The following is a 24,600-nucleotide window of genomic DNA, read 5'->3' on the forward strand; positions in this document are numbered from 1 at the left end:
GATTACTTCGGTCCGCGCAGCGGGCACAATCGAACCTCGGTGACCGGGTCTTCCCCGCAGCCCTGGCCGGGAAAACCAGCACCGTCCTGGGTGACCGGCACCAACCCCACACGTATACCTACACTCCGGACATCGGTGAAGGCCTCGCCGTCCTGGGCGAACACCCGGACGCACCCGGCGAAATCTGGCACCTGCCCAACGACCCCCAAACCCGCAGCACCCAGGAACTGGTCGATACCATCTACCGTCAGGCCGGACAGCCACGCACCAGGATCCGCACCGTCCCGCCGCTCCTCCTGCACGCCCTGGCCATTACCAACCAGGTCGTTCGGGAACTGCTCGAAATGCAGTACCAGTTCGAAGAACCCTTCATCGTCGACAGCAGCAAAATCACCACAAGGCTCGGTGCCGCAGCCACTCCCCTGGACCAGGCCATCGCAGAAACACTCCTCAGCTACACCGACCCCAGCCATCCCCATCCGGAAAGAGCACGATCATGAAACGCAACAGCATCAGGTCAATGGAGGGCACAACAGTGGTCGTCACAGGCGCCACCGGAGGCATCGGTAAGGCCACCGCCCATGGACTGGCCCTGATGGGAGCCCACGTCGTAATCGTCGGCCGAGACCCACAACGTACTAAAGAGGCCGCCGAAGCGATCCGTGAAGCAGCCGGCGGAAAAGTGGACGCCTTCACCGCCGACCTGTCCTCCCAAGCCCAGGTACGCCGACTTGCAGATGAGCTACTTACCGTCCTCCCCCGCATCGATGTCCTGATCAACAACGCCGGAGGGTACTGGAACACCCGCCACACGACAGCAGACGGAATCGAGCACACCCTGGCCCTGAACCATCTCGCACCGTTCCTCCTCACCAACCTGCTCCTGGAGCGGCTGCACCTCAGTGGGAAAGCACGGGTGATCACCGTGTCCTCCAATGCGGAGGCCATGGGGCGCATCAACTTTGATGACCTTCAGGGCGCGCACTCCTATTCCGGGGCCACGGCTTACAACCAGTCCAAACTCGCGAACCTGCTGTTCACCTACGAACTGGCCAGAAGGCTGCAAGGCACCCCAGTGACAGTCAATGCCCTCCACCCGGGATTGGTGAGCACGGGGTTTGGTGCTGAGGACCCCGGACGTGCCCAGCGGCTGCTCGTCCCGCTACTGCGGCCCTTCATGCTCACAGCAGACCAAGGCGCTAGAACCACAATCCATCTGGCCTCCGCTCCTGGCCTCACGGACGTCAGCGGGCGGTTCTTCGCCCGGCGCGGGCCCCGCCGATCCTCCAACGCCAGCTACGACCAGGCAACTGCGGCACAGCTATGGAATATCAGCGCCGAAATGACCGGCATGCTAAGACCAATTGGCCTCCGTAAGGCGACAACCTCCCCCTCGAAGCTTCAGCCGACCAAATCTCCCGGCCCGGTGAAACCACATGCCCGCTGGGGGCGGCATAGCGTCTTCCCATCGTTTTGACGGCTCTATCGGGACTGGAGAGCATCCAGCGCGACTGCCATCGCCGCCGCAACCCGACCGTCGAGTCGTGCGCCTGGAAGCCCGATGAGGTAGCGGTCGCGCAGGGACCGTCCCCGTTCTGATGTCATGACCACTTCTCCGTTCGAGTCGACAAAGTCGAAGTGGAAGCGGAAGGGCGAAGGGATCGCATCTCCAAGGGGTGTCGCTTCCCATATGCGCCGGCCGATGGCGACCCCGAGGCTACGTTCACGCCCGGTGACTTTGAGTCCGGATGCCTCGAGGTGCCAGGTCGACCGCAGCAGGGACTTGCCAAAGTCTTTCCGGAAGCTGCCGAGCAATTGTCCGTTGGCGTCCAGCACGTCGTATGTGGCGCCGAGGTCGAGGCGTTGCCGGGCCTTGAAGGAAAAAGCGGTAGGCTCCTTGACTCGTCCTGATAGAAGGTCACCTGTTCCTTGAAAGCCGCCCGCTTCTGCTGGGCGACGGCGAGCAAGTGCCCAGGTTGCCCGTCTCCGGACACGGAGCGGATTTCGTAACGGTTCACCATCAGGGTGAGTTTCTGTGTCACGGTGAAACGGTCGATGCCCTGGGCAAGCTCTGCACTCATATTCGTCCTCATGGTTAGGGCGGTCCGAGCAGTGCGAGGTCCGCCTGTTGTAATGTTCTCTGCCTTGACTATCACTAACTCCGGCTAAAAGGACTGTTCCTTGTCCTCCGGCTGGCCGTTTCCATCAATGTCCCGAAGGAAGTGTGTGATCTTCTTGGCCATGGCCGTTGACTGTGTCCATTGCAGGTTATGCGGGCCCTGGAGTTCGACGATTTCGTGGCGGTTGACGTTCGTAAGCTGGTTCTTGTGCGACTCGAGCCAGTCGGGAAACTTGGCAATGCTGTCACTGGCAAGGAAGTGAAGTACGGGTATGTTCTCCGGGTAGGTCACTCCTTGGAGTGCTGCTGCATTGCTGGCGACTCGGTTGCTTTCGTCGGCGACTGCCGCGTTGCCGTAGTCCCACATTGTCATTTGGCGCATGCGTTCCAATTCGGTTGTGGTGAAGTCGTCGCTTTTCGGGACCACCTCGTCGGGAGCGAGCGAGACCACGGTTCTGACAAGGCCAACTGTGGACAGTATCCCGATGATGTTGATTCCGCCGCCAGCCGCGGATTGGGTGGCGGGCACGCTAGGGTCGATACCGATAACGGCGGATACTTCGCCCGGGTACCGGTTGGCATAGTCGAGTGTGTAGAAGCCGGCGATCGAATGTCCAGCCAGAACGTATGGCTTTCCGATGTCGAGTGAGGAAAGGGCCTCGTGGAGCTCAGCGCTGATATTCTCCACGGTCCGATCTGGTGCACTCATGTCGCTGTAGCCGTACCCGAAGCGCTCGACGACGATGACGTCGTAAGCCGCGAGTTCCCTAATCAGAGGGGCGAAGTCCAGCCCGGGAGCTATCGTCCCCAGGCCGCTGAGCAGGACCAGAGGTTGTCCACCTTCAGTGCCAGCGCGAACGACGTTCAGTGAGCCTCCCGCGACCTCCACTAGTTCACCGTACTGGGCAGTGCTCGACCTCTCCTGCTGTTCCAGGAACGCGTTAGCCCCTGTGGATGCGAAAGTTAGGCCAAGCGCAGTGATAGCGACAACACCAAGAATTTTGCGCGTGCGACGGAATGGCCAACGACGTCTTGTATGGTCTGTTAGAGAACTCATTTTGCTGCTCCTTGTACAAGAGCCGGGCCAATACCCGACATTGGTTGATTTCAGCGGCTATTTCGATCCCAAGCGCCCGTTAAGACTCGGGGCACCCCCGGTAAGCAAATGAAGAAGTATGGTTGCTGGACGGGTGCGAATGGCACGATAAGCCATTGGCCGCTGTAGAACTCAACGTATGAGTCTGAGGAGCACCTTGCGTAAGCCTCTTCACGAGTCATGATCTTTCACCTCGGGATCGAATAATTGGAACCACTAAGTGTGATTCCAATCCCAAGCTTCCAGAGAAGCCAGCGAAGCTTTCTGGGTGCCGGGGACACTTCCCAAGCTACGGATGCGTGTGGTGACACGACATCACTACATGTAGTGAATGAGGTGGTGATTCGGATGGGATTCGCATTTCCGGTGACGATTTCGCCTGAAAGTCGTGCACATCGGCTGGGTTGAACTACACCCCAACCTGGCGTCAATCAGCACTGGCGAGAGCGTCAGAATAAGGTATGGAAGGCAGTTTCAGTACATGCGGGTTGAGCAATCTTGAATGCCAATCTGACAGCTGACCCCGCCGCAGGAGCTTGCGCAGCACGTGCTCCGCGATTGTGCCACGAAGCCAATTGTCCAGAGCCCTCTGGGCAATTGGCTCCGCCCGCGGCTGTATTCTCTTCGTCCAGCAGCGACGCAGTCTTCCGGTGGACATCGCGGGCTTGCGCTCACCGCCTTCGCGCAGGAACACAGAGCCGCTGCGAGGATGAGGGCGGTCCCCCAGGTTTCCTGTCGCTTCACAGGCTGTTGGACGGCTCGGAACGCTGGTTCTCAGCCCCGGTCTAGTACCGGGAGTTCACCCGGAAGTCCTGAATGCGTCCAAGCGGCTCCGCCGCGTCCCCCAATGACATGGTGTCTGCCTATCTCCGGCATCTGGCCCGGCGAGTATCCAAGGTGGTCAAAGAAGTGAGGGTTCCGGCCTTCAACGCTGAACCTAGCGGCTTTGTAGCAACGAGTTAGGCGTCGTCCTGCCCGCGGGTGAGGACCTCGCGGACGTCGCGAAAAGCTTCGAAACGACGATTGGCCCGAACTTCCCCGGACTGCCGGGCTGGGGGCCCTGAGGGCTGTCCTTCCCGGGTGGTGGATCAGAAGGCGTCAGTCCCACCGAGGCGAGCGGTTCGCACTGCAAAGCGGCCGAATCGTCGTCGTATTCCACCCACAGCATCCCCGAGCCCTTGGTCTCGTGGGTTCATCAACCAGGGAGCAGGCAAAATGCTCAGGATCGGGGCCTCCGAGCCGCATGAAGAGGCGCGGCGTATGGCCCCCCGACGGGCTGGAGGCTGCGGCTCCCGGAGTGTCTCGACCAGCTGGTTCACGGCGGTGATGTGGGGGAAGATGCACCCCAGCGAACTACCCGACACTAATTTAGAAAATGCCCAAACTCCGCGGTATCTCACGCCAACCGGGGTCAGCCTTTGATATTTCGGGGATCTTTTCCGGGCTTCACAGTGTCCTTGGCTTGCATCTTTCCGTCGGTTCCACTGGTCCTTACCTCGCCACCCCCGCTGTTACCCGAGTAGCTCTCGGCCACCTGCGCGGCCCCAGCCTGTGTTGAGTGATCAGACGAGGCCCTTGAAGCCCCATCGCGCTTTGCCTGCCACTTTCCGCTATCACCCTTAGTCACGCTGTAGTCGGCCATGTCATTCAGCTCCTGGTTCTTGAGGTGGAACTAAGGGAGGAAAAAGTTCTCGCATCGAGCCTGACGGGATGGAACGGTGTCTGATTACCGGGTCATCCACCGTAAAGCGTGGTCAACGAAGTTTAAAAATGTATATCTGGGTTGGAATGGCGCTCCCGATCGCCAGCTAGGTCAGTCTTCGCCATCAATCAGCACGTAACCGCGAACTAGGTTGCGATCTCACAATCAAGCTGGCTCAACTAACTTGAACACTCGGTCAACTGAACGGGACCCGGCCCAAGCAGCGTGGAATCTCACACGGACGTTAAAAGGAAGTGTCCCGACGAGACCCCGTCGGGACACTTCTTCTCGACGAGTAGTGACTTAGAAGTCCCAGTCCTCATCTTCCGTGTTGACTGCCTTGCCGATGACGTAAGAGGAACCGGACCCGGAGAAGAAGTCGTGGTTCTCGTCAGCGTTCGGGGACAGCGCCGAGAGGATGGCAGGGTTCACGTCAGTAACGGAGGACGGGAACATTGCCTCGTAGCCGAGGTTCATCAGCGCCTTGTTGGCGTTGTAATGCAGGAACTTCTTGACGTCCTCGGCCAGGCCGACGCCGTCGTAAAGATCGTGCGTGTACTGGACTTCGTTTTCGTACAGCTCGAAGAGCAGTTCGAACGTGTAGTCCTTGATTTCCTGCTTGCGTTCCTCGGAGAGCCCTTCCAGGCCCTTCTGGAACTTGTAGCCGATGTAGTAGCCGTGTACAGCCTCATCGCGGATGATCAGGCGGATCAGGTCAGCAGTGTTCGTAAGCTTGGCGCGTGAGGACCAGTACATGGGCAGGTAGAAGCCGGAGTAGAACAGGAAGCTTTCCAGCAGGGTGGAAGCGACCTTGCGCTTCAGGGGGTCGTCGCCCTGGTAGTAGTCCATGACAATCTGCGCCTTCTTCTGAAGGTTCGAGTTCTCAGTGGACCAGCGGAACGCCTCGTCGATCTCCTTGGTAGAGGCCAGCGTGGAGAAGATGGAGGAGTAGCTCTTTGCGTGCACCGACTCCATAAACGCGATGTTCGTGTACACGGCCTCTTCGTGAGGGGTCAGCGCATCCGGGATGAGCGAAACTGCGCCGACGGTGCCCTGGATGGTGTCCAGCAGGGTCAGGCCGGTGAATACGCGCATGGTGAGCTGCTGCTCAGCGGGCGTCAGGGTGTTCCATGACTGGACGTCGTTGGACAGCGGCACCTTCTCCGGCAGCCAGAAGTTGTTGACGAGCCGGTTCCAGACCTCCACGTCCTTGTCGTCCTGGATGCGGTTCCAGTTAATGGCCTCGACGTGGCTCAGCAGCTTGACCTTCTCGGTCATGTCATCCCCTAAACGTTGGGTGGGTTTCTCTAAGTTAAAGCGTACGACGGCGGGCGGGCGCCCGCCGTCGTACTTCACAAGTTATTGAAGGTGCAACTAAAGCATGCAGCTGACGCAGCCCTCCACCTCAGTCCCTTCCAGCGCGAGCTGGCGGAGACGGATGTAGTAGATGGTCTTGATGCCCTTCTTCCAGGCGTAGATCTGGGCCTTGTTGATGTCGCGCGTGGTGGCGGTGTCCTTGAAGAACAGCGTCAGGGACAGGCCCTGGTCCACGTGCTGGGTGGCAGCGGCGTAGGTGTCGATGACCTTCTCGTAGCCGATCTCGTACGCGTCCTGGTAGTACTCCAGGTTGTCGTTGGTGAGGTACGGCGCCGGGTAGTAGACGCGGCCGATCTTGCCTTCCTTGCGGATTTCAATCTTGGACGCCACCGGGTGGATCGAGGAGGTGGAGTTGTTGATGTAGGAGATCGAGCCCGTCGGCGGTACCGCCTGCAGGTTCTGGTTGTAGATGCCGTGCTCCATGACGGAAGCCTTCAGCGCGCGCCAGTCCTCCTGCGTGGGGATGTGCACGTTCTTGAACAGCTCGCGGACCTTCTCGGTCTGCGGCACCCACTCCTGCTCCGTGTACTTGTCGAAGAACTCACCCGAGGCGTACTTGGACTTCTCGAAGCCGCCGAAGGTCTGGCCCGTCTCGATGGACAGCAGGTTGGAGGCCCGGATGGCGTGGTACACCACCGAGTAGAAGTACATGTTGGTGAAGTCCAGGCCCTCTTCGGAGCCGTAGTGGACCCGCTCGCGGGCAAGGTAGCCGTGCAGGTTCATCTGACCCAGGCCGATGGCGTGGCTCTGGTCGTTGCCCTTGGCGATGGACGGCACCGAGGTGATGTTGGACATGTCGGACACTGCCGAGAGGGAACGGATAGCCGTCTCGATGGTCAGGCCGAAGTCCGGCGAATCCATGGTCTTCGCAATGTTCAGCGAGCCCAGGTTGCAGGAGATGTCCTTGCCGGTCTCGTCGTAGGACAGATCATCGTTGTACGTGGTGGGCTGGGAGACCTGGAGGATCTCGGAGCACAGGTTGGACATGATGATCTTGCCGTCGATCGGGTTGGCCCGGTTCACCGTGTCCTCGAACATGATGTACGGGTAGCCGGATTCGAACTGGATCTCGGCGAGGGTCTGGAAGAACTCGCGCGCCTTGATCTTGGTCTTCTTGATCCGGGAATCGTCCACCATCTCGTAGTACTTCTCGGTGACCGAGACGTCCGAGAAGGGCATGCCGTAGACGCGTTCGACGTCGTACGGCGAGAACAGGTACATGTCCTCGTCCTTCTTGGCCAGCTCGAACGTGATGTCCGGGATGACAACACCCAGCGAGAGGGTCTTGATGCGGATCTTCTCGTCAGCGTTCTCGCGCTTGGTGTCCAGGAAGCGGTAGATGTCCGGGTGGTGCGCGTGCAGGTACACCGCGCCGGCACCCTGGCGGGCGCCGAGCTGGTTGGCGTAGGAGAAGCTGTCTTCGAGCAGCTTCATCACGGGGATGACGCCGGAGGACTGGTTCTCGATCTGCTTGATGGGCGCGCCCACCTCACGGATGTTCGTCAGGGCGAAAGCCACGCCGCCGCCGCGCTTGGACAGCTGCAGCGCGGAGTTGATGGAACGGCCGATCGACTCCATGTTGTCTTCGATGCGCAGCAGGAAGCAGGAGACCAGCTCACCGCGCTGCTTCTTGCCCGCGTTGAGGAACGTGGGTGTGGCCGGCTGGAAACGGCCCTCGATGATCTCGTCCACCATCTGCAGGGCGAGCTGCTCGTTGCCGCGCGCCAGGTGCAGGGCAACCATGCAGACGCGGTCCTCGTAGCGCTCCAGGAAACGCTTGCCGTCGAAGGTCTTCAGCGTGTAGGAGGTGTAGAACTTGAACGCGCCCAGGAAGGTCTCGAAGCGGAACTTCTTTTTGTACGCACGGTTGAACAGGTCACGGATGAAGTTCATCGTGTACTGGTCCAGCGTTTCGCGCTCGTAGTAGTCGTTCTTGACCAGGTACTCGAGCTTCTCTTCCAGGTCATGGAAGAACACGGTGTTGTTGTTAACGTGCTGCAGGAAGTACTGGTGCGCAGCCTCGCGGTCAGCCTCAAACTGGATCTCGCCGTTGGGGCCGTACAGGTTCAGCATTGCGTTCAGCTCGTGATAGCCCAGGCCCTTGTAGGCGGCCGGCATCTCAGGCTTTTGGGCCCTGGTTACTTCCGTGTCTGCGACAGTCGTGTCCAAAACGTGTCCAATCCATTGTTTACACGGGACACGTCGTCTGGCGTGCCCATTAATTCGAAGCGGTAGAGGTGCGGCACTCCGCACTTGGCGGCGATGATGTCCCCCGCCAGGCAGTAGTTGTCCCCGAAGTTTGTGTTGCCGCCGCCGATGACCCCGCGGAGCAGCTGCCTGTTCTGCGGGTTGTTCAGGAACCGGATGACCTGCTTGGGAACGGAGCCCTCTCCCCCGGTGCCGCCGTAGGTGGGCAACACCAGCACAAAAGGCCGGGTGGCGAGGAGGGGTGCATCCCTGGAGTACAACGGAATCCGGGCAGAATCGCGGCCAAGCTTCGACACGAAGCGGCTGGTATTCTCGGATGCCGAGGAAAAGTAGATGAGCTGGCTGCCGGTGGTGACTTGTCCTGCGGCATCTTGCTGCGGTGCCGGCGGGGACACCTCCACGCGCTGAGCCGCGTGAATTTGTCGAGCCGTGTGGTTCTGCTGTGCTGTTGGTGCTGCCATGGGAGTCACCTCAGCTGGTTGCTGGTTGCTGGTTGCCGGCAGGAAAAACGTGCCCCTTAGGCCACGGAGGAAACGGCGGAAAGCGCCAGTTCTTCGATCTTGTCCGGACGGAAACCTGACCAGTGGTCCTGGTCGGTGACCACAACGGGCGCCTGCATGTAGCCCAGCGACTTCAGGCGCTCGAGGGCCTCGGCGTCCTGGGAGATGTCAACGCTCTGGTAGGTGATGCCCTTCTTGTCGAGCGCGCGGTAGGTGGCGTTGCACTGAACACAAGCAGGCTTCGTGTAAACCGTTACGGTCATGGTTCCTGTCCCCTTTTCTGGAAAACTTGCTCGTCCGGTGTTCCCGCCCAAGCTGTATCTAGATACTACATCTAGTGCAGACGCCTCTTAGGAACCCCAAGATGATGTATTACAAGTATGTCATTTAATGCACCTTTAATCCACAGGCAGGGGCCGTCAAAATGTCCGGAATCCCGGCGATTTCGCGGACGGAATCCACATGCTGTGGAGTACTTAGCCACATTTAACGCCCAGCGTGTCGTGGAAAAGACGGCGTGTCGGTCCTGGTGGTGACCTGCGTAAACACACCACAAAGGGGCCCCGAAGTAACCTTCGGAACCCCTCCTGGTGACCAAACGCACGGAAGTTAGAGCTGCGCCTCCCGGCGGTCCAGCACGATCTGCTGCACGTCCAGGTAACCGGACTGGAATCCTGCCCTGGAGTAGCAGAGATAGAACAGCCACATCCGCTGGAAGACGGCGTCGAAGCCCAGTTCGCCCACGTCGCGGGAAGCCTCCAGGAACCGTTCCTCCCACAGCCGGAGGGTGGCGGCATAGTGGTCCCCCATGCCCATCCGCTCCCGCACCCTCAGCGTGGTGTGCTGCTGCGTCACGCCTTCGATGGCGCGGACGGACGGCAGGAATCCGCCCGGGAAGATGTATTTGTGCACCCAGGTGTAGGCGTTGCGCGTGGCGAGCATCCGGCCGTGCGGCATGGTGATCGCCTGGATGGCCACCCTGCCGCCCGGCGCGAGGACGCGGTCGATGGTCTGGAAGTAAATGGGCCAGTATTCGTAGCCCACCGCCTCAATCATTTCCACCGAGACGACAGCGTCGAACTCCCCTTCCACAGCCCGGTAGTCCTGCAGGGCAACCGTGACCCGGTCCGAGTAACCGGCGGCCGCAATCCGGTCCTGGGCCAGCGCCTGTTGCTCGCTGGACAGGGTGACGCTGTAAACGGTGGCCCCGCGGGCCGCTGCCCGCAGGGCCAGCTCACCCCATCCGGTGCCGATTTCCAGCAGCCGCGTTCCGGCGCCCACCCCCGCTTTGTCCAGCAGCCTGTCAATCTTGGCCGCCTGTGCTCCCGCCAGCGCGTCCCATCCCACCGAGGACAGCGGACCCGCCTGGAGCGGGAACAGCGCTGATGAATAGCTCATGGTTTCATCCAGGAAGCTGGAGAACAGATCGTTGGAGAGGTCGTAGTGCCGCGAGATGTTGCTCCGGGTGTTCTGCTCCGCGTTGCGCTCCTGCCGGGGCGTGCGCGGCAGGTAGAGGGACCGCAGCGTCTGCAGCGGCGCCGGAATCAGGGTGCCAACGGAAGCGGCGAACACCTCCAGGACACCCGCCAGGTCATCGGCTTCCCAGTCCCCTGCCATAAAGGACTCACCCAGGCCGATCAGGCCGTAGGCGCCGATCCGGGCTTCGAACGCCTCCGGACGATGCATGGTCATCACCGGCGCGTCCTCCCCGCCGATGCCCAGGACGGATCCATCCGGATATGCGACGCGCAGGGGCAGGCGCTTAACGGCGCCTTTGAAGAGGAGTCCGGCGGCCTTTCCGGCCACGGCCGCTTTGGCGCCCGACGGCGGCTGGGCCACACCGGGCCACACCTCGCCGTCGATGGTGGCGGGCGACGCCGGCACACCTGCAGCGGTCCACGCTGCGGGAGTGTGCCGCACGGGTTTGTCCCCGAGCGCAGCTGCAGCCCCGTTATCGTCTATCAGTGTCATTGAACTGCCTCCTGTGAGGGGTGAAGTGGTCGGGCGACGACGGGCAGCCGGCGTGCCCAGAGTCTGATGCCTTGCACCCGGATGAGTGCGGATACGAGAAGCGGCGCGGCCGGTACGGCGACCGCCGCGGCGAGAATGTTGCGAACGCTGGCCGGGTGCCGGCGGCCGTCCATGGTGGCGACGAATGGCCGGTGGCCTTCCCGCTCAAGCACAATCGACACAGCCAGGCGGTCATCCGGAGCGGGCAGCTTCATGCGGTACTGGCCGTCCACGTCATTGAAGGGTGAGACGTAGAAGGCCTTGGGGACGGAGGCCCGGCCCGCAGGATCAGTCCGCAGCAGGTAGCAGTGGCGTTCGCCGTAGGTGTTGTGGACTTCCGCCACCACGCATTCCAGCTCGCCGCTGGACCGGTAGCACCAGAACAGGGTCAGCGGGTTGAAGACGTGGCCGAACACCCTGGCGCTGGCCAGCATGTGGATGGCGCCGCCGTCGGGCTCTATCCCCTGCGTCCGCAGGTACCGCTCCACGTTCGAGCGGATGGTGGCGTCCGGATTCCCCAGGTGGTCTCCCGCGCGGAACACGGCCAGCGGCCGGAGCAGGAACGGCAACCGGGGAAGCCGGTCAACGTCAACCAGCCAACTGTAGCTGCGGTAGGTGAAAGCATTCTTCAGCGGGCTGTGCCGCACGTGGGAAATGGAGGTGCGGTAGATGGCTGAGCCGGTGGTCATGCAGGTTCGCCCGCTGCAGCAAGTTTCCGGCCGCCGTCATCCGACGCTGCAGGCCCGGCGGCCGTAACGGAAGCGGGCAGCACGGGAACCCAGTGCCGGCCCAGCTTTTCGGCGGCCCGGACGCCGGAGAGCGCACCGTCCTCGTGGAAGCCCCAGCCCAGGTATGCGCCGGCATAGGCAATGCGGCTGTCACTGAGCGCCGTAATTGCCTGCTGCGCCTGCAGTGATTCCGGGGTGTACTGCGGGTGCTCGTAGACCATGCGTTCCAGCACGGCGTCCCCGGCAATCAGTTCCGACTCCCCCAGGCTCACCAGGTAGGGGCGGCCGTCCCCGGGTTCAAGCCGCTGCAGGCGGGTGAGGTCGTAAGTGACCAGGACCTTGTCCGGCCTGGCCCCGCAGGACGGGAGCCGGTAGTTCCAGGACGCCCTCGCGTTGTCGGCGGAGGGCAACACAGCAGGATCCTGGTGGAACACGGTGTGGTTGACGGAGTAGGGCATCCCGCCCAATGCCACTTTTTCGCCAGGCGTGGCGTCGGCCAGGAAGCCGAGTGCCTGGGCCGGGTGCGTGGCAACCACGACGGCGTCGAAGTCTTCCAGCCCACGGTCCGTTGCGAGTTCCACGCCGTCGGGCAGGCGCCGGATGGCGGTGACAGGGGTGTTGAGCCGGACGTCAGTCAGGGTGGCGGCCAGCTTTTCCACGTACCGGCCGGAACCGCCGGTGACGGTACGCCATTGCGGAGAGCCCTTGACGCCAAGCATTCCGTGGTGGCGGAGGAACGTGAAGAGATACCGTGCCGGGTAGGCCAGCGCCGTAGTGGGGTCGCAGGACCAGACGGCGCTGACCACCGGGGTCATGAAGTGGGAGACGAAGTACGGGCTGAAGTTTTCGCGGGCCAGGAACTCGCCGAGGGTCAGTTCCGGAATGTCGGCTTCGCCGCTGACGGCGGCGGCAGGAGCGGTGTTCAGCAGCATGCGTGCCTTGCGGTAAAAGCGCGTGATCTCCAGCAGCATCAGCAGGTACCGGCCCCGCAGCAGGCTGGACGGGCGGGCGAAGATTCCGCGGGCACCGTCACGCGCGCCGGCATACTCCAGCCCGCAGCCGTCGCAGCGGATGGACATGCTCATCTCCGAGTCCTGGGTTTCGACGCCGAGCTCGGCGAACAGCCGCAGCAGTGTGGGGTAGGTCCGCTCGTTGTGCACAATGAACCCGGTGTCCACGCCAAGGATCGTGCCGTCAGGTTGTGGCATGTCGTGGGTGTGGGCATGGCCGCCCAGCCGGGAATCCGCTTCGAAGAGCGTGACGTCGTCCTGCCTGTTAAGGACGTAGGCGGCGGTCAGTCCGGCCACGCCGCTGCCGATGACGGCCACGCGCCGCCTTCCGCCTCCACCTGCTGCTGGGTCTGGTGACAATTCATGCTCCTCTGCTGAACATTTGCCAATGGTTGGATATACAGAGGGCAATTCGAAGCCGGGGATGGCGCGGATGGGTGCAGTACTGTGGGCTGGTGGTAAATCCGGTACACCTGAAGACCCTGATGGAGGTCACGCGGCTGGGCTCCTTCGCGGCCGCCGCGTCAACGTTGGGCTATACGGCCTCTGCCGTCTCCCAACAGATGTCCGCCCTGGAACGCGACACCGGCGTCGTCCTGTTCCAGCGCTCGGCGCGGAGCGTGGTCCCCACGGAGGCCGCCGTCGTGATGACCCGGCACGCAGCCAAGGTGCTGACGGACATCGAGGCGCTGATGGCTGCCGCCGCCAAAACCCAGGACAGCGCCAGCCAGGAACTCCGGCTCGGCATCTTCCCCAGCCTGGCCACGTACGTCCTGCCGCGGATCCTGAAGAAACCCGCATGGAAGAACCTGGGCATCGACCTCAAGGTGTCCGTGGCCGAGCCGGGCCAGACCATCCAGGGGCTGCGCGCCGGCGGTGAACTGGACCTCGCCGTGGTCTTCCAGGTGGGGCAGACCGGTGTGGCCTGGCCCGCCACCATCAACAGGCAATGGATCGGCGACGACGATTTCCGGGTGGTGCTGCCCGCCGGCTGGGGCTTCCGTCCGGACGCGAAGGTGGCGGCAGACCATCTCTCCGAGATGCCCTGGATCATGCACCACCCAGGCACAAGCGACGCCATGGTCATTGAACGGCTCTTCGCTGGCTGCAACCTTCATCCACGCGTGGTGGCGCACAGCGACGACTTCCACGCCAGCCTGGAGATGGCAGCCGCAGGACTGGGGGCGGCGCTGGTTCCCGAGCTGGCACTGCGGAACAAGCCGGCGGGTGTGGTGGTGCTGGACGTTCCCGAAATCCGGCTGGCCCGGAACGTTTTCGCGCTGCTGATCAATGACCGGAAAACCGCGCGGGTGCAGCTGTTTGTCGACCTGCTGGCAGAGACGCTCGCCGGAATGCGCACCTCAGTGAATTAGGCCTGAACGCTGGAATGCACCGCTGTTCGGGTCTATGTTGAGAATATGAACAAGGTAGCGAGCCAGCACTTTGGCGAGATTGAGCTCAATCACGGCAGGGATCACCTGATCGCCGCCAAACATGAGCTGCGCGGCCATCCACTGGAACTCGACCTGAACATCACCGCCCACGACCACTTTGACGAAGCCGCACTGCGCAAGGTGGACTACCGCCTGCGGTTCCTGCCCGAACTGGTGGACGAGGTCCGGGACATGATCGCCGAGGAGCTGGACCAGGAAGGCACCAGCCCGCAGGAATACCTGCAGTTCCATTGCAACGCCCTCAAGGATGAGCACCTGCACAAGGTCTTCGGCGTGGAGAACCGCAGCCAGCTGACCAAGGATGTGTTCCTCAAGGCACTGAAGCTGGGACACGTGGGGATCTACCCGGGCCAGCCGGAACGTTACTTCGTGATGGATTTTACGCTCGGCCAGCACTTCACCGATGAAGTCCTGGTGGCCTCCGCGGACGAGGACGGCGTGGTGGACGACGAGATTGTCTGGGAATCCTGAATTTGCAAACGGTGGTTGAGCCTGTCGAAACCTGACGGGGTTTCGACAGGCTCAACCACCGAGCACAAAGCGACGGCGGCCGGTCACCTCTCAGTGACCGGCCGCCGTCGTCGGTGGTTGAGCTTGTCGAAACCCTTACTGTTGTCTTACTGCGCTGCTGCTTCCAGCAGCTCCGCGCGGACCGCCTGGGTTGCCTTGACCAGGTTGCGCAGGGACTCTTCGGTCTCGACGTAGCCGCGGGTCTTCAGGCCACAGTCCGGGTTGACCCAGAGCTGGCGGGACGGGACGTGCTTGACGGCGGTGGCCAGGAGTTCAGTGACCTCGGCTTCGCCGGGAACACGCGGCGAGTGGATGTCGTAAACACCGGGACCAACACCGCGGCCGAAGCCGTGGGACTCGAGGTCGTGGACAACCTCCATGCGCGAGCGTGCAGCTTCGATGGAGGTCACGTCGGCGTCCAGGCCGTCGATCGCGTCGATGATCACGCCGAACTCGGAGTAGCAGAGGTGGGTGTGGATCTGGGTGGCGTCGGCGGCACCGGCGGTTGCCAGGCGGAAGGAGTCCACGGACCACTTCAGGTAGTCCGCGTGGTCTGCCTCGCGCAGCGGGAGGAGTTCGCGCAGGGCGGGCTCGTCCACCTGGATGACCTTGATGCCGGCGGCCTCGAGGTCGGCAATCTCGTCGCGCAGCGCAAGGCCAACCTGGTTGGCGGTCTCGCCCAGCGGCTGGTCGTCGCGGACAAAGGACCAGGCCAGGATGGTGACCGGACCGGTGAGCATGCCCTTCATCGGCTTGCTGGTCAGCGACTGTGCGTACTCGGCCCACGCAACAGTGATGGGGGCGCTGCGGGTGACGTCGCCCCACAGGATGGAGGGGCGGGTGCAGCGGGAGCCGTAGGACTGGACCCAGCCGTGGACCGTGACGTCGAAGCCTTCCAGGTTCTCGGCGAAGTACTGGACCATGTCGTTGCGCTCGGGCTCGCCGTGGACCAGGACGTCGTAGCCGAGCTCCTCCTGCAGGTCGACGACGCGCTTGATCTCGTCCTTCATGAGCTTTTCGTACTGCTCGTCGGTCAGGTCACCCTTGTTGTTGCGGGCACGGGCCGAGCGGATTTCGGAGGTCTGCGGGAAGGAGCCGATGGTGGTTGTGGGCAGCGGCGGCAGGTGCAGCGCTTCTTCCTGGGCGGCTTCACGGACCGAGTACTCAGAGCGGCTGAAGTCGGCGGCGGTGAGGGCTTCGGTGCGGGCGCGGACGTCCTCGCGGCGGACGCCGTCGGCGGTGGCGCGGGATGCGATCACAGCGGAGGCTTCGTCGATGGCTGCCTTGGCGGATGCCGGGTCAGCCAGGTAGGACGCGAGGGTCTTGACCTCGACGGCCTTCTGATCCGAGAAGGCCAGCCAGCTGCGGAGCTGCTCTGAGAGCTGGGTTTCCTCGGCAACATCGTGCGGGACGTGCTGGGTGGAGGTGGAGGTGCTGACGGTGAGCTTCCCCGCGGCGGCCTTCAGGGCGTCCAGCTTCGCAGCTGATACGGCGAGGTCGTTGCGCCAGATGTTGTGGCCGTCAACCACACCGGCAACCAGGGTCTTGTTGCCCAGGCCAGCAAGGGCGGCCGCGGACGGAACCGCGCCCTTGAAGACATCGATGTGCAGGGCGTCGATGTTGGTGGCGGCGAGGGTGCCGAGCTGGCCGTCGAGGGCGCCGTACGGGGTGGAGACGAGGATCTGCGGGCGGTTGGCAGCGGCGGTGAGGACCTCGTAGGCACGGGCGACGGCTGCTTCGATTTCGGCGGCGGGGGTGTCCTGGTCCACCACGAGGGCGGGCTCGTCGAGCTGGACCCAGCTGGCACCGGCAGCGGCCAGCTTTTCGAGCAGCTGGACGTAGACGGGCAGGATGTCCTCGAGGCGGGACAGCGGAGCGAAACCGGCCGGGGCGTCGTCGGAGGCCTTGGAGAGCAGCAGGTAGGTGACCGGGCCCACGATGTACGGGCGGGTTTCGATGCCGTTGGCCAGGGCGAAGGCGAACTCGTCAACCTTGGCAGTGGAGGCGAGGGTGAAGCTGGTTTCCGGGCCGATCTCGGGCACCAGGTAGTGGTAGTTGGTGTCAAACCACTTGGTCATCTCCAGCGGCTGCTGTTCCTTGTTGCCGCGGGCCAGGTTGAAGTAGCCGTCGATGTCCAGCTGTCCCTCTTCATTGAGGAGCTTGCCGAAGCGGGCCGGCACGGCGCCGAGGTGGGCGGTGGTGTCCAGAACCTGGTCATAGTAGGAGAAGGTGCCCGGGACGGCTGCGGCTTCGGTCAGGCCGAGTTCCTGCAGGCGCTTGGCGATGGTCAGCTGGATGTCCTTCGCGGCTGCATCCAGTGCGGCGGCGTCGATCTTGCCGGCCCAGTAGGCCTCGACGGCCTTCTTGAGTTCGCGGCGGCGGCCGATCCGGGGGTAGCCCAGGAGTGAGGCGGAGGGGAAGGGAGTGTTCTGTGAAGTCATGGCAGATTCCTAAAGGTGGGAGCTGTGATGTCTGAAGGCTGTGCTGTGCTGTGCTGAGGGATAATCAGCTGGCGAGCTGCGGGCGCGCCGCAACGCTGTGGCGGCTGGCTGCCCGCTGGTGCCGCGGAAGGGCTAGCTTGTCCAGCACCTCGAGCGCGCTCTGGTGCTCATTGAAGGTGTAGAGGTGGATGCCGGGGGCTCCCGCATCCAGTGCCGCATTAGCAAGGTCGACAGTGGCGCGGACGCCGATCCGGAGGCGTTCGATGTCGTTATCGGCAGCAGCAAGCCGCTCCAGCAGATCCGGAGACGGCTCCACGCCCGCCAGTTCGCCCAGCCGGGTGACCCGGCGGAGGCTGGTCAACGGCATAACGCCCGGGATGATGGGGATGGTGACCCCGGCCCGGCGGGCCCGGGTCAGAAGGCTTACGTACTGCTCAGCGTCGAAGAAGACCTGGGTGATGGCGAAGTCAGCACCGGAACGCTGCTTGGCAAGCAGCACTTCGATGTCGTGTTCCTCGCTCGGCGACTCCGGGTGCCGTGAGGGGTAGGCTGCTACGCCCACGGCGATTTTTCCGGCGCACAGCAGGGCCGACCTCCGCTGTTCAACCCGGCGAATAAGCTCGATCAGGTCCTGGGCGTAACGGAGTGACCCTTCTGCCGGCTGGCCGCCGTCCTTGGGCTGGTCACCGCGAAGGGCAAGGATGCCGCGCGCACCGATGTCCAGCAGTTCGCCGATGATCCCCGCCAGTTCCTGCGGCGTGTTGCCCACGCAGGTCAGGTGGGCGATCGGGCGGAGGGTTGTTTCCAGCAGGAGCCGGTGGATCAGTTCCACGGCGGTGTCCCGATTGGAGCCGCTGGCCCCGTACGTGACGGAGACGTAGTCCGGTGCGGTGGTCTCCAGTTCCCGGATAGTGGTCCAGAGCGTTTCAGCGGCAGCCGCTGAACGCGGCGGGAACAGCTCGTAGGAAAGCGCCACGGGAGCGGCGTCGGTAAGATTCGGGTGTGCGTCAATAAGGCTTGGTGGTGACATTTGCGTCCTTGGCTTTGGGCCATTGAGGGCCAGCTGTCAGCAGATGTGACGGCGGGTCGGCAATGAATTGAGTTTGGGGAACACGAAAAAACTCCACAGGAACGCAGCCGCGACTGTTACGCCTGTAATGGAGTTATCCGTGAGCAAATGTCAGGCCCACATGGGGGCACCCACACCCTCCATAAGGAGGATCGCTGACACGTTACCGCGGTAACTTGTATACGACTCTAGGAGCGGCCGGGAGAGCATTCAAGTCGGCCTTCGAATTAAGACGCAGCTTTACGCCTTATTTCGGAACGGGACAGAATTATCTTCGCCGGCTCAACCTCTTTTCTACCTGCCCTGCGCCGGCGCGAAGTCCAGCAGGCGCGCTGATGCCGAGACCGTTAGCCGGCGGGTCCCGCCCTGCCCAGTATCTGGACGGCGGGCTTCATCGCTTCCTGGCACCGAACCGGTTCCGGAAGCGGATTGTGCACGGTACGACAACGGATGGCTGGCTCAGTTCCAGCTGTCACCTGCGTGCCGGGCACCGCTTTTCGGTCGAGCGGCGATGGGGGCAGCGTCGCCTGATGGTGAGGAGCCTCGGGCAGAGGGGCCATATCCCGTGAAGTCCCGGGCAGTGGGGGTGCTGTGGAGTGGTAGGTGTGGCCTGTTGGTGTCCGGGTTTCGACGGTGTGGCGGGTTCCGGGGACGGGTTTGGCGGACCAGCCGGGGTTTTCCTTGGTGTGATTGCAGGCTTCGCAGAGCCCCTGGCCGTTGGTGCTGCTGGTTGGGCCGTCGTTGTGCCAGGGGATGACGTGGTCATCATGCCGGATCGGCGCGTCACAGTACGGGGTCCGGCACATGTCGTCCCGGACTTGCAGCAAGCGGCGGAGCCCGGGCGGGAAGAACCTGGCTTTTGAGTCCATCGCGACCAGCTCGCCGCTGCCGGGGGCTGTGTAGAGCCTGCGGAGCCAAACGGACAGTTCATGCTGGTCGGGAGAACTCGAACCAGAACCAACAACAGCCTCAGCACCAACAGCAGTGTCAGCGCCAGAGTCCCCGCCGGCGACAGAACCAGCAACGGCATCGGAGCCAGAAGCAAGGCCAGCAACGGCACCAGCATAAAAGCCGGGGCGGGTTGTCCTGTTCAGGATGGTTTCGCGTGCCCAGTGTGCGGGGACGGTGCCGTAGCCGGTGAGTCGGGCGGGTTCGCTGTCGCCCTGGAAGAGGGTGCGGTCTGTCACGACCAGCTGGATGTCGATCCCGGCGATCCCGCCCGGGGTGCCGGTGACGCGTTCGACCAGGGAATCGGCCATGATCTGGCCCTTGGAGCGTTCATCCCCTGCGGACCGCAAAGAATCGGCGTGCCGGGTGAGGGACGCGTACGCGGCCACACCCTCGGCGACGGGCAGGAGGGCTGTCAGGTAGGTCATGGTGTCCGGCGCCGGACGAAGACTCACATTGCGTTCGGTCACGGCACGGCTGGCCCGCCGCGCCACAGACTTCGGGTCCCGCCGGTACGCCGCGGCACGGACCGTGGAAACGATGGCGCGGTCCCCGAACCCGTCAAGGGTGCCGGTGTCCGCGGCGAGCTCCTCGTCCACCGCGCACCGGTCGTCCACGGACAAGCACACGGTTTCCTTCACCAGCAGCGTGGTCCGCCACTCATTCAGCCGACCGGACCGAAACGCCTCAAACGTGCGGGGCATGTCCCGCATGGCCTTAGCCAGGCCCAGCAGCCTCCCTCCGCGGGACGGCGACTCGCGCCGCGCCAACGCGATCTGGGCACCAACCCCGGCACCCAGCTCATCTACAGGAACCCCGGCCGCAGCCTGGACCCGGCGCTGGAACAAGTCAAAAGCAACAGCAATGTCAGCCTGCTTCGCAGCCGCAGCCGACTTCAAATCCTCAAGCTCCCGCAGCTGATCAATCATGCCTGCACCATCAGCACACAAAGGAACGGCATCCAGGGCAACCCGGACATCAGCGATCGACGGGATACCCGAATGGTCCTCCAAGGCTCCGGCGACAGACGGGACACCCGCAAGGGCACCCCGGACAGCGGCAACGCGGGGCACAGCAGCAGGGGCCGCCGGGGCGTGGGCATCCATCGGGATATCCGCCATAGCTTTCCGGGCGGTGGCCACCGAGGGCGCCGCAGGAACAGGCCGCACACCGAGAATGCCCGCCCCGCTTACCCCTGCCAAGGCCCCAGCCGCTTCCATAGACTAAGTCTTCCAGCAGGGTGTGACAATCGCCGGGAGCCCAAGTTCCTATGTGGAAAACCGGGTAGTCACCTCACATCGTGCACTACCAGGGGCGGTCCGGCCCTGGGGCGTAGTCATTGTCGCGCAGGTACTCATCCCGTTCGCGTGCACTGTTGCGTTCGCGCTCGGCCTGCCGTGCGCTGTCCCCGAGTTGCTCCAGCTGGCTTTCCTCCGGGGATTCCTGTTCCTCCGGGCCGTCCTGCTGTGCTCCTTCGGGTGACTCCGCTGCCTGCCCGGCCGCGAGCTTTTCCTTCAGGCGCCCTTCCGCCTCGGCCAGCTGCTCCCCGGGCTCCCCCGCCGCGCCTGCGGCGAAGCATCCCGCAGGTGCGGCCTCCGCCACCGCCAGGGCTTCCCCGTACAAAACAGCGGCCGACGCCGGGCCCTCCTCCCGGAGTTGGGCGTCACCGATCTGTTCAATCGCCAGGCTGAGGTTGACGCGGACAATGCACTCGTCAGAAGATCCCCGGGGCACCCTGGCCAAAGCGTCCTCAAACATGCGCCGGGCCGCAGCGAAGTCCCCGGCCAAAGCACGGGCATCGCCTGCCGCAAACGGCGCCTTGTGGGGTTCGATGACGTTCGCCAGGCCCAGTGCTTGGGCTGCCGTTCCAACCGCCGCTGCGTCCCGGGCAGCAAAGGCGCCGGCAGCCTGCCACGCAAGGAGGTTGAGGCTGAGCAGCTTCCCCGCCACGCAGAGCAGGAGCAGTACCGGTAATGCCGACCACAGCAGGAGATGCCGCCGCCGCTGCACCATTAAATCGCGGTTCGCGTTGTCTTCGGTTGACCCGGGTCTGGCCATCATTGAACTTTCTCCCCCGCCATACGGGAGCGGTGCGCAGAACGAGTGGCCATCCGAGGTTCGGTGGCTACCGCGTCAGGAAGGGGCCGCAGTTCACGGACACGCCGAAAGAGGGTACCCGCCTCCACCAGGCCCAGGACAAAGGCGCCGGCCGCGAAGACCCAGTAAAGCTCTGTTCGGCCCTGAAGGGATTCGGCGTCCTGAGTGTGCTCCAGTGCGCCGGGCCGGGCCTGCTGCAGCATGGCGGCAGGCGGGTCACCGGCCGCCCGGTGGACGTACGGCACATCCAGCTGCCCTGCGATCTCACGCAGCCTTCCCTCGTCGATGCTGGACACGGCGTCCCTGGGAGTCCCGCCGCTGCGGTCCTGGACGTACGGGACGCCCTGCGCGGCGCCGTCGTAATCCCTCCCGGTGTTCTCCTTCATCCGCCCGCCGGCCTCAGTGCCGTAGCCCAGCACGGCTCCCCCGGCCACCGGCCCGTTGTCCGGCACCAGCGGTTCCGGTTCATCGCCGCTGGTCTGCTCGCCGTCGCCAAGGTAGAAAACAAGGTGCGGACGTTCGGGATGGCTGTCCCGCGCTGCTGCCAATCGCTCGCCCAGCACCTGGCGGGCGGCTGTGATGCTGCTTCCTTTGGCGTAGGAGGTCACCTGCGGCTCAAGGACGGACGTGATGGTTTCCAGGGCCAGGGTGTCGGTGGTCAGCGGCATCCGGACATGCCCTTTGGTGTCGAAGGTGATCACGGAAAACCGTGCTCCCGGCAACCCTTCGGCGATGGCCATGATGTCCTGCCGCACGCCGTCCATCCGGGGCGCCCCGTTTCCATGGTCCTCCGCCACCATGCTGGTGGTGGTATCCACGACGAAGAAGACGTTGAGGTCCGCGGTGGCCGCCTCCGCCGAGCCTCCCGGGAGTCCCGGGCGCAGGATGGCACCGCACAGCAGCGTCACCAGCAGGCCACGGCGTAGCCAGGGGCTTTTGGCGATTGGGAGAATGGATCGGCGCCGGGTCATAGCCGCAACCGCCACAAGGCCGTGCAGAGGGCAAGGCCGGACAGGAGGGCAGCGGTCAAGGGAAGCCCGGGCTCGTCAGAGACGACGGCGCGCGGCGCACCCTTCAGCGCTGCTGTTTCCGTTTCCTCCACCGCCGCAACAATGCCCGGGATGGCGTCCGGGTTGTCCAGCGCGTAGTAAGCGCCGCCGGTCGATTCTGCAGCAGCCTTCAGCTGCGCCCCTGGCTGGTCGGCACCGGAGCCGTAGTCAAAGTCGCCCGGGTTGAGGGCATAAACGCGGACTGCCCTGTCCTTCGCCAAGGCCGCCGCCTCCGCGAGCGTCATGATGGGTTCACCCGAGAGGAAATTGTCGGTGGCCAGCACCAGGGACCGCGAGCGCTGTGCCGCATCCCCGTCCGGGGCGCTGCCTGCTTCAGTGCGCACAGGCGCGAAGCTGTTCAGGCAGGAGGCCAGGCCGTCACCGATCAGGGATGAGCCGCGGCCGCTCCAGGTCCCGTCCAGGAATCCGGAACTGCCGGGTTTCCCGTCGAAGGCGTCCCGTGCCAAGTTCAGCTGCTCCTGGGCATAGCCGTAGTCGTCGGTGAGTGGAAAGACCTGGATGGCCGTGCTGTCAAAAATGGTCAGGCCGATCCGTTCGCCATCAAACTCCTTGGCGAGGCCTGCAAAAACGTCAACGACCGCCGCGTCGGCGCTGCTCATGGACCCCGAGGCGTCCAGGCACAGCATGATGTCCCGGTTATGCTGCTCGGGGCGCGTGGTGGTGAGCTCCACCGGCCGCGCCGCCGCCACCGCGGTAGACACCAGCAGCGACGCGCAGGCGAGCGCGGCAACTGCCAGCCACCGGCGGTGCCGCCGCAGTGCCGCCTGGTACTCCGGCAGGGTGGTGAGCCGGTCAACGTGCGCCGCCGGCCGTCGTCGTGCTTTGTCCTTTCGACCGGACCGGACAACGGCCCACCCGAAGGCCGCCGCGGCCAGGAGAGCCAGCGGAACAACCCACCAGAACATCAGCTCCATGTGCTCACCGCGTTCCGGGCGCTGGCGGCGGACACGGCGACAGACGGCAGCGGCTCCACGCCGAACTGTGCCGGGTACAGAATCCTCACGACGGCGGCGGGTGCAGGAAGCGGGTGGCGTTCCAGGTCCTGGCGGGTCATCCGGAGCGCGTCCACACCCGTGGCGTCACGGACAAAGCTGCGGAGCAGGTGGCTGATCTCGTGGTGTGCGGCACGGAGACTGAGGTTCCCGGCAGCTGCCTCCCGTTCGACGTCGTCAATGCGCTGCAGGTAGGCCGCCTTGAGCACTGACAGATCAGTCAGGGCAGCGGAACGCCGGACCCCTTCCGCCATCCGCGGGCGGCGGGTGGAAGCAAAGACGACGACGTACCAGCCGGCCACCAGGGCGACGAGTGCAACGCCTGCCCACATCCATACCGGGCTGTACTGGAGCGGACCGTAAAAACCTGGATCAGCCGGCACGGCGGTGCCTTTCCAGGAGGGCGAACAGGGCGGTGACCACGTCCTGGCTGCCGTCCACCTCGCCGTGGGTGATGCCTGCCTGGCGGAGCATTGAGGTGCGCGCGTTATCCCGTTCAGCAGCGGCCTTCGCGTAGGCGGCCGCTATCGGGACGGACTGTGCCAGGTGTCCTGGAAGGACCGCGGAATCGGTCACGCTGTAGAAGTCAGCGGAGTGGCCGCCCGCACTGCCAGGACCTGGTACCAGCTCGGCGTCGCGGACGGTGAGCCACAGGATTTCGTGCTGCGCCCGGAGCCGGCGAAGCAGCTGGCCCAGTGCCGGGCTCGCCTGCACCTCGTCAGCGACGACAAAGAGGAGATTGCGTCCCTTGACCGTCCGTGCCACATGGTCCAGCTGGTCCTCGATCCTGCTGGCGGCTGCGTTCAGCGTGGCATGCTCACTGACATGCCGCAGGAGCCGTTCCAGATGCGCTTCCCCCGCCTTGGCGGGGATTGTCCTGGTGCCGGCGGAGTCGCCGCTGACCAGTCCCACAACGTCGCCGTGCCGGTGGGCCAGGTACCCCATCACCCCCAGTGCCATGACGGCGATGTCCTTCTTGGTCTCCCCCGCCCTGGACAGGGCCGACATGTTCCGCCCGGTGTCCGTGAGGAGGAACAGCGTCTGCCGGCGGACCGCCACATACCGCCTGATCAGCGGGGATCCGTGACGTGCCGAGGCCTTCCAGTCAATGTCCCGCACTTCATCTCCGGGGACGTACGCGCGGAGGTCGTCGAAGTCCAGGCTGCGGCCGCGGAAGACGGAACCGTACTCACCGTCGAGCATGCCGCGGGCTTTGCGGTGCGCGAAGATGGTCATCTTCGACTTCACACGCAGGAGGAGGCTGGGCAC

General features: G+C 63.9%; 22 protein-coding genes. 3 read left to right on the forward strand and 19 right to left on the reverse strand.

From position 1 onward, the window contains the following. Positions 1-2: 2 nt before the first annotated feature. On the reverse strand, positions 3-479 hold the full coding sequence (locus tag B5520_RS06820) for a hypothetical protein (RefSeq protein ID WP_079596297.1): 477 nt from the start codon (positions 477-479) through the stop codon (positions 3-5). 17 nt (positions 480-496) lie between these two features. Here B5520_RS06820 and B5520_RS06825 point away from each other — a divergent pair, with 17 nt between their 5' ends. After that, a complete protein-coding gene (locus tag B5520_RS06825) occupies positions 497-1,477 on the forward strand; it encodes an SDR family oxidoreductase (protein WP_254865493.1) in 981 nt (326 codons plus the stop codon). A gap of 5 nt (positions 1,478-1,482) precedes the next feature. On the opposite strand, the gene B5520_RS23005 is transcribed toward B5520_RS06825, so the two are convergent. From B5520_RS23005 to B5520_RS06875, 10 genes are all read right to left on the reverse strand, one after another. Continuing rightward, complete coding sequence (locus B5520_RS23005; RefSeq protein WP_254865494.1) at positions 1,483-1,836, reverse strand: hypothetical protein; 354 nt, start codon at positions 1,834-1,836, stop codon at positions 1,483-1,485. A gap of 329 nt (positions 1,837-2,165) precedes the next feature. Beyond that, complete coding sequence (locus B5520_RS06835; protein ID WP_079596298.1) at positions 2,166-3,176, reverse strand: alpha/beta fold hydrolase; 1,011 nt, start codon at positions 3,174-3,176, stop codon at positions 2,166-2,168. A gap of 1,450 nt (positions 3,177-4,626) precedes the next feature. After that, positions 4,627-4,857, reverse strand: coding sequence for a DUF2188 domain-containing protein (locus tag B5520_RS23230; RefSeq protein WP_079596299.1), 231 nt, complete (start codon positions 4,855-4,857; stop codon positions 4,627-4,629). Between the two features lie 363 nt (positions 4,858-5,220). After that, on the reverse strand, positions 5,221-6,195 hold the full coding sequence (gene nrdF / locus B5520_RS06845; protein ID WP_050054849.1) for a class 1b ribonucleoside-diphosphate reductase subunit beta: 975 nt from the start codon (positions 6,193-6,195) through the stop codon (positions 5,221-5,223). 96 nt (positions 6,196-6,291) lie between these two features. Continuing rightward, on the reverse strand, positions 6,292-8,412 hold the full coding sequence (nrdE, locus tag B5520_RS06850; protein WP_079596300.1) for a class 1b ribonucleoside-diphosphate reductase subunit alpha: 2,121 nt from the start codon (positions 8,410-8,412) through the stop codon (positions 6,292-6,294). 20 nt (positions 8,413-8,432) lie between these two features. Continuing rightward, positions 8,433-8,903, reverse strand: a complete 471-nt coding sequence (gene nrdI, locus B5520_RS06855) for a class Ib ribonucleoside-diphosphate reductase assembly flavoprotein NrdI (RefSeq protein WP_079596301.1) — start codon at positions 8,901-8,903, stop codon at positions 8,433-8,435. Between the two features lie 116 nt (positions 8,904-9,019). Next, positions 9,020-9,265: a glutaredoxin-like protein NrdH gene (gene nrdH, locus B5520_RS06860; RefSeq protein WP_066276552.1), complete on the reverse strand. Its 246-nt coding sequence runs from the start codon at positions 9,263-9,265 to the stop codon at positions 9,020-9,022. Between the two features lie 346 nt (positions 9,266-9,611). Then, positions 9,612-10,973, reverse strand: coding sequence for a class I SAM-dependent methyltransferase (locus B5520_RS06865; RefSeq protein WP_079596302.1), 1,362 nt, complete (start codon positions 10,971-10,973; stop codon positions 9,612-9,614). Further along, entirely contained in the window at positions 10,970-11,701 is a 732-nt protein-coding gene (locus B5520_RS06870; protein ID WP_079596303.1) for a DUF1365 domain-containing protein, read from the reverse strand. The genes B5520_RS06865 and B5520_RS06870 overlap by 4 nt, the downstream gene beginning before the upstream one ends. Beyond that, entirely contained in the window at positions 11,698-13,110 is a 1,413-nt protein-coding gene (locus B5520_RS06875) for an NAD(P)/FAD-dependent oxidoreductase (RefSeq protein WP_079596304.1), read from the reverse strand. Before B5520_RS06875 ends, B5520_RS06870 begins: the two co-directional genes overlap by 4 nt. Positions 13,111-13,205: 95 nt before the next feature. Here B5520_RS06875 and B5520_RS06880 point away from each other — a divergent pair, with 95 nt between their 5' ends. After that, positions 13,206-14,123 carry a LysR family transcriptional regulator gene (locus B5520_RS06880; RefSeq protein WP_079596422.1) on the forward strand — a complete coding sequence of 306 codons (918 nt, stop codon included), beginning with the start codon at positions 13,206-13,208 and terminating at the stop codon, positions 14,121-14,123. Between the two features lie 45 nt (positions 14,124-14,168). Next, a complete protein-coding gene (locus B5520_RS06885) occupies positions 14,169-14,675 on the forward strand; it encodes a DUF2004 domain-containing protein (RefSeq protein WP_079596305.1) in 507 nt (168 codons plus the stop codon). Positions 14,676-14,821: 146 nt separating this feature from the next. Here the strand turns inward: B5520_RS06885 and metE are convergent, their stop codons facing one another. The 8 genes from metE to B5520_RS06920 all read right to left on the reverse strand — a co-directional run bounded on the left by metE (position 14,822) and on the right by B5520_RS06920 (position 24,600). Continuing rightward, the gene (gene metE, locus B5520_RS06890; RefSeq protein ID WP_079596306.1) at positions 14,822-17,155 is read right to left on the reverse strand and encodes a 5-methyltetrahydropteroyltriglutamate--homocysteine S-methyltransferase; all 2,334 of its coding nucleotides are present in this window, start codon (positions 17,153-17,155) and stop codon (positions 14,822-14,824) included. Positions 17,156-17,219: 64 nt separating this feature from the next. Next, on the reverse strand, positions 17,220-18,185 hold the full coding sequence (locus B5520_RS06895) for a methylenetetrahydrofolate reductase (RefSeq protein WP_079596307.1): 966 nt from the start codon (positions 18,183-18,185) through the stop codon (positions 17,220-17,222). Positions 18,186-18,571: 386 nt separating this feature from the next. Continuing rightward, a complete protein-coding gene (locus B5520_RS06900) occupies positions 18,572-20,101 on the reverse strand; it encodes an HNH endonuclease (RefSeq protein WP_079596423.1) in 1,530 nt (509 codons plus the stop codon). Positions 20,102-20,477: 376 nt separating this feature from the next. Then, positions 20,478-21,233, reverse strand: a complete 756-nt coding sequence (locus B5520_RS06905) for a hypothetical protein (RefSeq protein WP_079596308.1) — start codon at positions 21,231-21,233, stop codon at positions 20,478-20,480. Beyond that, on the reverse strand, positions 21,230-22,240 hold the full coding sequence (locus tag B5520_RS22345; RefSeq protein ID WP_104443442.1) for a vWA domain-containing protein: 1,011 nt from the start codon (positions 22,238-22,240) through the stop codon (positions 21,230-21,232). Before B5520_RS22345 ends, B5520_RS06905 begins: the two co-directional genes overlap by 4 nt. Next, on the reverse strand, positions 22,237-23,253 hold the full coding sequence (locus tag B5520_RS22350; RefSeq protein WP_104443443.1) for a vWA domain-containing protein: 1,017 nt from the start codon (positions 23,251-23,253) through the stop codon (positions 22,237-22,239). Before B5520_RS22350 ends, B5520_RS22345 begins: the two co-directional genes overlap by 4 nt. Further along, positions 23,244-23,714: a hypothetical protein gene (locus B5520_RS06915; protein WP_079596309.1), complete on the reverse strand. Its 471-nt coding sequence runs from the start codon at positions 23,712-23,714 to the stop codon at positions 23,244-23,246. Before B5520_RS06915 ends, B5520_RS22350 begins: the two co-directional genes overlap by 10 nt. Then, positions 23,704-24,600: a DUF58 domain-containing protein gene (locus tag B5520_RS06920; RefSeq protein ID WP_079596310.1), complete on the reverse strand. Its 897-nt coding sequence runs from the start codon at positions 24,598-24,600 to the stop codon at positions 23,704-23,706. Before B5520_RS06920 ends, B5520_RS06915 begins: the two co-directional genes overlap by 11 nt.

This window comes from Arthrobacter sp. P2b, assembly GCF_900168295.1.
Lineage (GTDB): Bacteria > Actinomycetota > Actinomycetes > Actinomycetales > Micrococcaceae > Arthrobacter.

Excerpts from the sequence above, each read along its gene's own strand:
- B5520_RS23230 (WP_079596299.1), bottom strand. The coding sequence starts at position 4,857 with ATGGCCGACTACAGCGTGACTAAGGGTGATAGCGGAAAGTGGCAGGCA.
- B5520_RS06905 (WP_079596308.1), bottom strand. The coding sequence starts at position 21,233 with ATGATGGCCAGACCCGGGTCAACCGAAGACAACGCGAACCGCGATTTA.
- B5520_RS22350 (WP_104443443.1), bottom strand. The coding sequence starts at position 23,253 with ATGGAGCTGATGTTCTGGTGGGTTGTTCCGCTGGCTCTCCTGGCCGCG.
- B5520_RS06835 (WP_079596298.1), bottom strand. The coding sequence starts at position 3,176 with ATGAGTTCTCTAACAGACCATACAAGACGTCGTTGGCCATTCCGTCGC.
- B5520_RS06900 (WP_079596423.1), bottom strand. The coding sequence starts at position 20,101 with ATGATTGATCAGCTGCGGGAGCTTGAGGATTTGAAGTCGGCTGCGGCT.
- B5520_RS22345 (WP_104443442.1), bottom strand. The coding sequence starts at position 22,240 with ATGACCCGGCGCCGATCCATTCTCCCAATCGCCAAAAGCCCCTGGCTA.
- B5520_RS06895 (WP_079596307.1), bottom strand. The coding sequence starts at position 18,185 with ATGTCACCACCAAGCCTTATTGACGCACACCCGAATCTTACCGACGCC.
- B5520_RS06865 (WP_079596302.1), bottom strand. The coding sequence starts at position 10,973 with ATGACACTGATAGACGATAACGGGGCTGCAGCTGCGCTCGGGGACAAA.
- B5520_RS06820 (WP_079596297.1), bottom strand. The coding sequence starts at position 479 with ATGGGGATGGCTGGGGTCGGTGTAGCTGAGGAGTGTTTCTGCGATGGC.
- nrdE (WP_079596300.1), bottom strand. The coding sequence starts at position 8,412 with ATGCCGGCCGCCTACAAGGGCCTGGGCTATCACGAGCTGAACGCAATG.
- B5520_RS06825 (WP_254865493.1), top strand. The coding sequence starts at position 497 with ATGAAACGCAACAGCATCAGGTCAATGGAGGGCACAACAGTGGTCGTC.
- nrdH (WP_066276552.1), bottom strand. The coding sequence starts at position 9,265 with ATGACCGTAACGGTTTACACGAAGCCTGCTTGTGTTCAGTGCAACGCC.
- B5520_RS06885 (WP_079596305.1), top strand. The coding sequence starts at position 14,169 with ATGAACAAGGTAGCGAGCCAGCACTTTGGCGAGATTGAGCTCAATCAC.
- B5520_RS06870 (WP_079596303.1), bottom strand. The coding sequence starts at position 11,701 with ATGACCACCGGCTCAGCCATCTACCGCACCTCCATTTCCCACGTGCGG.
- metE (WP_079596306.1), bottom strand. The coding sequence starts at position 17,155 with ATGACTTCACAGAACACTCCCTTCCCCTCCGCCTCACTCCTGGGCTAC.
- nrdF (WP_050054849.1), bottom strand. The coding sequence starts at position 6,195 with ATGACCGAGAAGGTCAAGCTGCTGAGCCACGTCGAGGCCATTAACTGG.